This is a genomic window from Rhizobium sp. BE258, from assembly GCF_031457345.1.
GTDB lineage: Bacteria > Pseudomonadota > Alphaproteobacteria > Rhizobiales > Rhizobiaceae > Rhizobium.
In genome coordinates this window covers 1,052,801-1,062,156 of sequence record NZ_JAVDWL010000002.1, presented here as the reverse complement: position 1 = coordinate 1,062,156, position 9,356 = coordinate 1,052,801, and the positions used below count along the sequence as shown (strand labels likewise).

7 protein-coding genes, 1 tRNA gene and 1 rRNA gene are annotated in these 9,356 nt (G+C 60.2%); 5 read left to right on the top strand and 4 right to left on the bottom strand.

Annotation, left to right across the window (positions count from 1 at the left end; genetic code table 11):
* Positions 1–169 precede the first annotated feature (169 nt).
* From rrf to J2X43_RS10525, 5 genes are all read left to right on the top strand, one after another.
* Positions 170–284 (top strand): 5S ribosomal RNA (gene rrf / locus J2X43_RS10545).
* A gap of 212 nt (positions 285–496) precedes the next feature.
* Positions 497–573, top strand: a tRNA-Met gene (locus J2X43_RS10540).
* A 317-nt stretch (positions 574–890) separates the two neighbouring features.
* Positions 891–1,682: a cysteine rich repeat-containing protein gene (locus J2X43_RS10535; RefSeq protein ID WP_405049575.1), complete on the top strand. Its 792-nt coding sequence runs from the start codon at positions 891–893 to the stop codon at positions 1,680–1,682.
* Positions 1,683–1,909: 227 nt separating this feature from the next.
* A complete protein-coding gene (locus J2X43_RS10530) occupies positions 1,910–2,698 on the top strand; it encodes a DUF2092 domain-containing protein (protein ID WP_310293743.1) in 789 nt (262 codons plus the stop codon).
* Positions 2,695–3,024 carry a hypothetical protein gene (locus tag J2X43_RS10525; protein ID WP_112384957.1) on the top strand — a complete coding sequence of 110 codons (330 nt, stop codon included), beginning with the start codon at positions 2,695–2,697 and terminating at the stop codon, positions 3,022–3,024. The genes J2X43_RS10530 and J2X43_RS10525 overlap by 4 nt, the downstream gene beginning before the upstream one ends.
* A 13-nt stretch (positions 3,025–3,037) precedes the next feature.
* On the opposite strand, the gene J2X43_RS10520 is transcribed toward J2X43_RS10525, so the two are convergent.
* From J2X43_RS10520 to J2X43_RS10505, 4 genes are all read right to left on the bottom strand, one after another.
* Positions 3,038–6,190, bottom strand: a complete 3,153-nt coding sequence (locus J2X43_RS10520) for an efflux RND transporter permease subunit (protein ID WP_310293741.1) — start codon at positions 6,188–6,190, stop codon at positions 3,038–3,040.
* Positions 6,191–6,230: 40 nt separating this feature from the next.
* Positions 6,231–7,430 carry an efflux RND transporter periplasmic adaptor subunit gene (locus tag J2X43_RS10515; protein WP_310293739.1) on the bottom strand — a complete coding sequence of 400 codons (1,200 nt, stop codon included), beginning with the start codon at positions 7,428–7,430 and terminating at the stop codon, positions 6,231–6,233.
* 160 nt (positions 7,431–7,590) lie between these two features.
* Positions 7,591–8,151 carry a DedA family protein gene (locus J2X43_RS10510; protein ID WP_310293737.1) on the bottom strand — a complete coding sequence of 187 codons (561 nt, stop codon included), beginning with the start codon at positions 8,149–8,151 and terminating at the stop codon, positions 7,591–7,593.
* A gap of 25 nt (positions 8,152–8,176) precedes the next feature.
* The gene (locus tag J2X43_RS10505) at positions 8,177–9,307 is read right to left on the bottom strand and encodes a calcium:proton antiporter (protein ID WP_310293736.1); all 1,131 of its coding nucleotides are present in this window, start codon (positions 9,305–9,307) and stop codon (positions 8,177–8,179) included.
* Positions 9,308–9,356 lie beyond the last annotated feature (49 nt).

Below are 9,356 nucleotides of genomic sequence, written 5' to 3'. Positions count from 1 at the left end.
GCATGAAGCTTACCGGTACTAATAGCTCGATTGGCTTGATCGTTCTCATTGATCAATGCTCATCTCCCGGGCAAGGCAAAGCCTTGCTCCGGACGATGATGTTAAGACGTGTTCACACATAAAAGCAGTTGAAAAACTGCACCAGCTTCTCAAAGTTGCGCTTCGCTGACCTGGTGGTCATGGCGGGGTGGCTGCACCCGTTCCCATTCCGAACACGGCCGTGAAACGCCCCAGCGCCTATGGTACTTCGTCTTAAGACGCGGGAGAGTCGGTCGCTGCCAGGTCTGCAAAACGCAACTAATCTTCTCATCACACATTCGGCCCTGCCGAAAACATCGGGCCGCGCAAGCGGCCTTTTGCTTTTGAAGCCGAAATGCTCTCAAAAGAGCAGAACCTTACAGGAGACAAATCGCCTTCGGCAATTTGCTCCGGCACAGTCCGTCATCGCTAAAGCGACGACGTAGCCGCGATAAATCCCAAAGGGATTTACGCTGGACGCGGGGTGGAGCAGCCCGGTAGCTCGTCAGGCTCATAACCTGAAGGCCGCAGGTTCAAATCCTGCCCCCGCAACCAAATCATCTTCATGGATCACAGCAGAATAGATAGAACCCGCGTTAAGCGGGGTTTTTGCGTTCAACTCTAGTGTGAGCGGACGGCACGCGGGATTGGGCGGGGAAGAAATGAAATAGGCTAGCAGACCGAAGACTCTACCGCTCGCCATGTCTCACGACGCAATCTTCACGACAGTATATTTACGTGCTAATGTAAACCTGCAGTGATAGATTTTGATCATGCCCTGCGTGGCGACAGTTTGTCAGGCCAGCGTTATTCTATCGGCCCCGCCACGTATCTGCATATATCCAGATAATTTCTTCCTCGGGGAGGGAACCATGGGGAAATTTGCGGCCTTTCTGGCGAATATTCTGCATATCAGATTCACGATTTCAGCGAGCAGGGCTTTCGGCCTTCTTGTCTCGTCCGCGATGTGCCTTGCGGCCGGCGCAACTTACGCGCAGCAGCCCACTGATGCCCAGCGGAATGCGGTTCGGTCGGCGTGTCGGTCCGATTTCATTGCGCAATGTTCGGGTGTGACGCCCGGGGGCATGGAGGCGTTGAATTGCCTTCAGCAGCATGATGCATCGCTCTCCAAGGCCTGCCGCGACGCGATTTCCGCTTTGGGCGGGACGAAGAAGAAATCGACCGATGCGGCGCCGGGGCAAACGCCGACGGTCCAGCCAACCACAGCCGCAGCTCCGGCCGTTTCACCAAAACAGACCGCACAGCCGACGGAGACGCAGCGCGATGCGATCAAATCGGCCTGCCGCTCGGACTTCATGGCGCAATGCTCGGGTGTGACGCCGGGTGGAGCGCAGGCGCTTGCCTGTCTGCAGCAGCATAATGCGGCGCTCTCGCCATCCTGCCAGGCGGCCATTGGCGCGATTGGAGGAAGCGGATCGTCTCCTCTTGCCAATACAGCCAAGGCGGCCGGCGGTGCCGGAGCGATGCCGATGGCGTCTTTCACGCCGCGCGAAGAACTGATTGTTCTCCGCCGCAGTGGGCCGGATTTCCGGGCGCTTTGCCGCTCCGTGCCGCTCGGTGGCGGCCGTGGGGTCAATTGTCTGCGGGATAACTTTCAACGGCTGTCGCCGACATGTCAGCGGGTGCTGACCAGCGGCCTATAGCTTCGCGATCTTCAGACGTTCCCATTGCCGTGGAGGGGAGATGGGAGTGGCGTGCTCCATTCATGATTCCCTCAAACCTGGCGGCCGCTCGCGGCTGAACATCGCCTGCATAGATAATGCTGAAATTTCATCCATTCTCTGATCTTGCAGATCGCCGGTAGGATTCTCGCTGAAGGGCACCTGTCCGGAGACTTGGGGATCAACATGATCGAAGGGAAGGCATTGCAATGTCATCGGTTCCCCATTTCAGAATGCTGCGGCACCTGCTCGTCTGCGGCTCCTTTGCCGCCAGCCTGATCCTGCCCGCGACGGCTGCCGCCGACGATGCGAAAGATATCCTGAAGTCCATGTCGGACTATCTGGCGGGGCAGAAGGCGATATCGTTCAGCTACCAATCGTCGATCGAAGCGGTAACGCCTGACTTCGAGAAGCTGCAGTTCGTCAGTTCGGGAACTGCGAGCCTGGCACGGCCGGACAAGCTGCGGGTCACCAGAACCGGCGGATTTGCCGATGTCGATGTCAGTTTTGACGGGACGACGCTGACGGTGCACGGCAAGAACCTCGATGCCTATGCCAGTATCGAGGCCAAGGGCTCGGTGGACGAACTGTTCGAGCGGTTGGCGGATGCGGGTATCGAGGCGCCGGGAGCTGATCTGCTGTCGTCTCATGTTTTCGACATTCTGATGACCGACGTAACGGATGCCAAGCATATCTCGAGCGCTTATGTCGGTGGGGTCGAATGCGAGTATCTGACGTTCCGCACGCCCGAGATCGACTGGCAGATCTGGATACAGTCGGGCGCCAAGCCTGTGCCGCTGCGCTATGTCATCACCAGCAAACATGTCGGGCAGGCGCCGCAATACACGCTGGAGATCAGCGATTTCAAGAGCGGGCCGGATGTCGCCAAGGCGTCCTATGCAATCGAGATTCCGAAAAGCGCCAAGAAGGTCGACCTCAGCGAATTGCAGTCGCTCGATGAACTGCCCGCACCCACCCAACCGGGAGACAGCAAATGAGATATCCGAAATCCCTGCTTGTTGCCGGGCTGACCGGCGCCTTTCTCCTTGCCGACGCTCATGTCGAGCCCGGCGGATGGGTACCGTTATCGCTCAGCTTTGGCACGCCCGCCAACGCCGTGATCGGCCGGCCGTTGACCCCGCTTTCCTACGCTGGCGTTGCGCGCAGGACGACGCGGCGCGTGGTGACGAGGACAACGACGACGATTGCCGTCTTGCCCGCGGGCTGCGTCTACGGCGCCTATTACGGTGGCTATTATTACAGGTGTGGATCCGGCTATTACGCCAAGAGCGGCGGCGTCTATGTGCGCGTCGTCGTTCAATAGAGCGAAGCGCTGATCACTCTGCTGCCTGCGGCGCCGTGTTCGTGCGCCGCTTTCTGTATTCCTCGAACCGTTGCAGCACCACATAGAACGACGGAACGAAGAGAACGGCAAGGCAGGTCGAGGCGATCATGCCGCTGAAAACCGATATGCCGATCGACTTGCGGGCCGATGCGCCGGCACCGCTCGCCAGCACCAGCGGCAGCACGCCGAGGATGAAGGCGAAGGATGTCATCAGGATCGGCCGGAAGCGAAGGCGTGCGGCCTCGACCGCGGCCTCAAGAATCTCCATGCCCTCAGCCCGCTTCTCGCGCGCATATTCGACGATCAAGATCGCGTTCTTCGATGCAAGGGCGATCAGCAGGATCAGGCCGATCTGCGTGTAGAGATTGTTGGCGACGCCGGCAGCACTCAATGCACCGACCGTTCCGAGAAGCGCAAGTGGTACCGCCAACAACACGGCGAGCGGCAGGATCCAGCTCTCATATTGCCCGGCAAGCACGAAGTAGACGAGCAGCATGGCGAGCGCGAAGACAAAATAGATCTGCCCGCCGACGGTTTTCTCCTGATAGGAGAGGGCTGTCCATTCGAAGCCTGCGCCCGGCGGCAATGTCCGGTCGGCGATCTGCTCCATGACATCGAGCGACTGCCCCGAACTGAATCCTGCCGCAGCGCCGCCGACAATGGTGGCGGTCGGATAGAGATTATAGAGGCTGATCAGCGACGGCCCCTGAACGCTTTTGACATCGACGACAGTGCCGAGCGGCACCATCGTGCGATCGCCAGCCTTGACCTTCAGGTTGCGGATATCATCATCGCCGACGCGGAATTCGGGCGCTGCCTGCGCATAGACCTGGAAGGTTCGTCCGAACTTGTTGAACTGGGTGACGTAGCTCGATCCGACATAGCCTGACAGTGCGGAAAACACCTGCCCGACGGTGATGCCGAGCGTCTCGGCCTTGATGCGATCGACCGACACCGAAAGCTGGGGTACGCCCGCGCGAAACGATGTGCTCAGCCGCTGCAGCGACGATTGGGCATTGCCGTTGCTGACGATTGTATCGGCCATGCTCTGCAGCAGCGGATAGTCGAAATTGCCGTTGCGGATTTCCACCTGCATGGTGAAGCCGTTGGCATTGCCGATGCCCTGGATCGGTGGCGGGACGACGACCAGGGTCTTCGCCTTCAGCACATCCGACAGTGCGCCGTTCAGGTGGTCGTAGATCGACAGCAGGTCCTGTCCCTTTTCCTTACCCCTGACATCCCAGTCCTTGAGCACGACATAGGCTACACCGGCATTCGGTAGGCTGGCGCTATTGTCGAGGATCGATATGCCGCTGATCGTCAATACCTGATCGACGCCGGGCGTTTGCTGCGCGATCTTGCCGACCTCCGCCATCACGGCGTCGGTGCGCTCCTTCGAGGCGCCGTCGGGCAACTGCGCGCTGATCAGCACATAGCCTTGATCCTCGAGCGGCAAAAATGCCGTCGGCAGGCGGGTGAGTCCCCAGATGGCGACGCCGATCAGCGCCAGCGCGAAGAGAACGGCAATGGCGCTGTGATGGACCATGCCGCCGATCAGTTTCGCATAGCCGTTCTCGGCCTTGTCATAGACCTTGTTGAAACCGCGATAGAAGAAATTGCGCTTTTCGGGCGGCACCGGCGTGCGCAGCCAGAGGGCGCATTGCGTCGGCTTCAGCGTCATGGCGTTGATGGCGCTGATGAGCGCCGTGGCGGCGATGACCAATGCGAACTGCTTGTAGAGCTGCCCTGTCAGCCCCGGAAGGAAGGCGGCGGGAATGAATACCGCCATCAGCACCAGCGTAATGCCGATCACGGGGCCGAAGAGCTCGTCCATCGCCTTCTCGGCGGCCTTCTTGCCGGGCATCCCTTCCTCGATATGGCGGGCAACACCCTCGACGATGACGATGGCGTCATCGACGACGATGCCGATCGCCAGCACGATGGCGAAGAGCGTCGAGAGATTGACAGTGAAGCCGAGCGCCGCCATGGCCGCAAAGGCGCCGATGATCGTCACCGGCACCGTCGTCGCCGGAACCAGCATCGCCCGCCAATCCTGCAGGAAGACGAGAATAACGATCAGCACGAGAACGCCGGCTTCGATCAGCGTGACATAGACCTCGTCTATCGATGCCTTCACGAATTTGGTCGTATCGAATGGCACGGTATAGGCGAGACCGGGGGGAAAGCCTTTCGAAAGCTCGGTCATCTTCGCCGCGACATCCTTGGCGACGTCGATGGCGTTGGCCTCGGGAAGCTGGAAGATGCCGATACCGGCCGCCGGCCGCCCGTTCTGCATGAAGGACTGGCTGTAGGTCTGCGCACCCAGCTCGACGCGGCCGATATCGCGAATGCGGGTGATTCGGCCTCCGCTCTGGTCGTCGACCTTGATGATGATGTTCTCGTAGTCGATGGCGTCGTTCAGCCTGCCGTTGACATTGAGCGTGTATTGGAAGTCCTGACCGGCAGGCACGGGCGGAATACCGACCTGACCGGCGGTCACCTCCTGGCTTTGCTGCTGCACCACGTTGATGACATCCTGCGGCGTCAGCCCGCGGGATTGCAGCAGTCCGGGGTTCATCCAGATCCGCATCGCATATTGGCCGGCGCCGAACACAGCCACATTGCCGACGCCGGGCAGGCGGGCGAGTTCGTTCTGCAGGTTGATGACGGCATAGTTGGAGAGGAAGAGACTATCGTAGCGGCTGTCAGGCGATGTCAGGCTGACGAATTCGAGGATCGAGGTCGATTTCTTCTGCGTCGTGACGCCCTGCAGCTGAACCGCGTCCGGCAGCGACGACATGGCGATCGCCACACGGTTCTGTACCAAAACCTGCGCCTGGTCGGGATCGGTGCCGATTGCGAAGGTAACGGTCAGCGAATAGGTGCCGTCGCTGGCGCTCGTCGATTGCATGTAGAGCATGTTCTGAACGCCGTTGACCTGCTGCTCGATCGGCAGTGCCACGGTGTCGATCAGCGTCTTGGCGCTGGCGCCGGGATAGCGGGTCGAAACCTGCACGGTCGGCGGCACGACATTTGGATATTGCGCCACCGGCAGCTGGAACAGCGCAACGGCGCCGATGAGAACGAAAACCAGCGCCAGGACATTGGCGAGAACCGGCCGCTCGATGAAGAAGCGCGAGATCATGCCATCCTCCTCCGCTGAGCTGACGATGCCGGGCGCGGGCTCATTGCGCGACAGCCTGGGGTGCGGTAGCGGCTGAGGCCTCTGCCGCTGGAACGTCCATCGTCACCTTTTCCGGTGCTACCTTGTTGCCCGGAATCGCCTGCTGGATTCCTTCGATCACCACCAGGTCTTCAGCACTGAGGCCGGATTCGATAACGCGCAGGCGGCCCTCGCTCTGGCCGGTCTTTACGGTTTTCTGCTCAATCGTATCGTCCTTGCCGACAACCAATACGTAGCTGCCCTGCTGGTTGGTGCCGATCGCATCGTCCCGAACCAGAAGCGCCTTGTCCTGATGGCCAACAGGCACACGAACGCGAACGAAGAGGCCCGGGATAAGGGCATGGTCCTTGTTGTCGATGATCCCGCGCACGGTCAGCGTGCCCGTCGCCGCATCAACCTGTGGCGCCGCATAGTCGAGATGGCCCTTGAAAGGATAGCCGGTCTCGCCCTGCAGGCCGATTTCGAACGGGATGGCAGGAAGGTCCGTCTGCTTGAAGGTCCTGCCCTGAGCGGCCATACCCTGCTTGATCAACAGAACCTGCGTCTCGCTGATGCTGAAATTGGTATAGATCGGATCCGTCTGGACGATCGTCGCCAGAGTCGTCGGGCCGGATACACCGACCAGCGTGCCGACATCGACGAGATGCGCTGTCACTGTGCCATCGAACGGCGCTTCGACCTTGGTGTATCCGAGGTTGATTTTGGCGAGATCGAGACTCGCTTGCGCATTAAGGATCGCTGCGTTCGATTGGTCGAGCGTTGCCTTGGCGCTATCGAGTGCCGTCTGCGTTCCGACCTTCTGGGCGCTGAGATTGACCTGACGCGTATATTCCTGATTGGCGCCGACCTGTGCGGCCTGCGACGAAGCGAGCGTTGCCTGCGCCTGGTCGACCTGCGCCTGATAGGTGTTGCTCTGGATGCCGAAGAGCTGCGTGCCCTTGGTCACCATCATACCGTCGCGATAGTCGATGGTTTCGACGAACCCTTGGACGCGGGCTTCGATATCGACCGATTTGAACGCCGCCGTGTTGCCGGTCAGTTCGAAATATTGGGTTACATTCTGCTGCAGCGGCGGTGCCACATGCACCTTTGCCGGCGGCGGGGCAACATAGGTGTTGCTGCCGCTGTCGCATGCTGCAAGGCCCGTCGCGCATAAAGCCGCGGCGAACAATTGCAGACCTCGAGACCCCCCCTCACGCATCCTGTCACCTCATAATTTACGAGTTGCAGTCCTCATGCGCGTCCCTTTGCAGCCTACCGGTTGCAAGGTTCAAAGCTGCCACAATATGAAGCCGCATTTTGAAGAATTGCAATAGCCCTCGATTGCACAGGAAGGACGGCATCAGGCTAAGACCAAAGGGCTAGGCCGCGCGGACTTTCCGATAGGTCAATGCGCAGGCGATCACGAGGGCCACTGCGGTCGCGATGGCGATGAGAACGTGCCGGTGAAGCGGCAGATGGCCAAAAATCTGTTCGATGCCTTGTCCGAAGAGATAGCCGATGGCGGTGAAGACCGTTCCCCAGATCACGGCCGCGGCGGCATTGACGGCCATGAATTTCGCGGTCGGGACATCAGACATGCCGATCGCAACCGGGCTGATCGTCCGCAATCCGTAGATGAAGCGAAATGCGAAGATAAAGCTTGCCGGGTGCCGCTCCAGAAGCTGGGTAGCGCGCTGAAAGGCCGGTCTCCCGGCGATTTTCTGGATTCGCGGCCAGCGCCGCGCATGGCGGCCGGTGAAGAAAAACAGCTGGTCGGCGATGAAGGAACCGGAGCTCGCAGCAATGGCTGCCTCCCAGAACGTCATGAGGTGGCGATGCGAAAACACGCCACCCAGAATGACGATCGTCTCCCCTTCTATCCCGGCGCCAAGAAAGACTGCCAGCAAGCCGTATTTCGCAATCAGAAGCTCGAAAGTCATTGCTGCAGGCTCCTGCCGTTGCGGCTTATTGCTGGAAGATCAGCAGGACGTAGGCCAGGAAAAGCACCAGATGGACGGCTCCCTGCATCATGTGGGTCCGGCCGCTGGCAAACGTGATCATACTGACGGCAAGCGTCAAGGTCAGCATCACCAGATCGCTGCCTTCGAGACCCAAGGTGATGGGATGACTGGTTAGATGGGCAACGAGCAGCATCGCCGGAACCGTCAGGCCGATGGTTGAGAGCACGGAGCCGAGAAAGATATTGACCGAGCGCTGCAGGTTGTTGGCGATCGAAGCGCGAACGGCGCTGAGCGCCTCCGGCGTTGCTACCAGCACTGCCATGATGATGCCGCCCAGAGCGGCGGGCGCGTGCACGGTCTCGATGATGTAGTCGATCGGCCGCGCCAGTTGTTCGACGAGAAAGACCACCGGTGCCATATAGGCGAAGAGCAGCACTGCGTGGAGCAGGATCGTGCTCTTGTGCGCTGCGCCATCGCGCTTCTCATGCCGCGGTTCGCTGCCATCGGTGAAATAGCGGTGATGGCGTCCTGCCTGAAGCATCAGGAACACGCCGTAGAGGCCAACCGAAATGACCACCAGGATCATCTGTCTTGGCGTCGAGGCCTGGCTGCCGTCGGTATGGAGAAAACTCGGCAGGATCAGGCTTAGCGCCGCCAGCGGCACGATGAGGCCGAGATAAGCATTTGCGCCCTGCATGTTGTGCGACTGCTCCGGTCGCCGCCAGCCACCAACCAGAAGCGACAGGCCCACCATGCCGTTCAGGATGATCATGACCACGGCAAAGAGCGTGTCGCGGGCGAGCGTCGGATTGTTCGCCCCATGGATCATCACGGCCGAGATGGCCATGACTTCGATCGAGGTGATGGCGAGCGTCAGGATCAGCGTGCCGTAGGGCTCGCCGAGCTGTTCTGCCAGATGATCGGCGTGCCGTACCACCGACAGCGCCGAGCCAAGAACCGCCGCAAAGAGCCAGAAGAAGACCAGCACGAACCCGGCCGGACTGGACATCTGTGCAAACAGCGGCTCGCCGAAACCGAGGATGATGGCGCTGGTTAGCAGCCCGACCGCAAGAAACCATTCCCGGCGCAGGAGGCGCGACATGGTGAAGGATGGGACGGTGAGACTGTTCGTCATGGCCGCGGCAGCCGTTCAGGGATATGCCGCCGCCGAATGATCATCAACG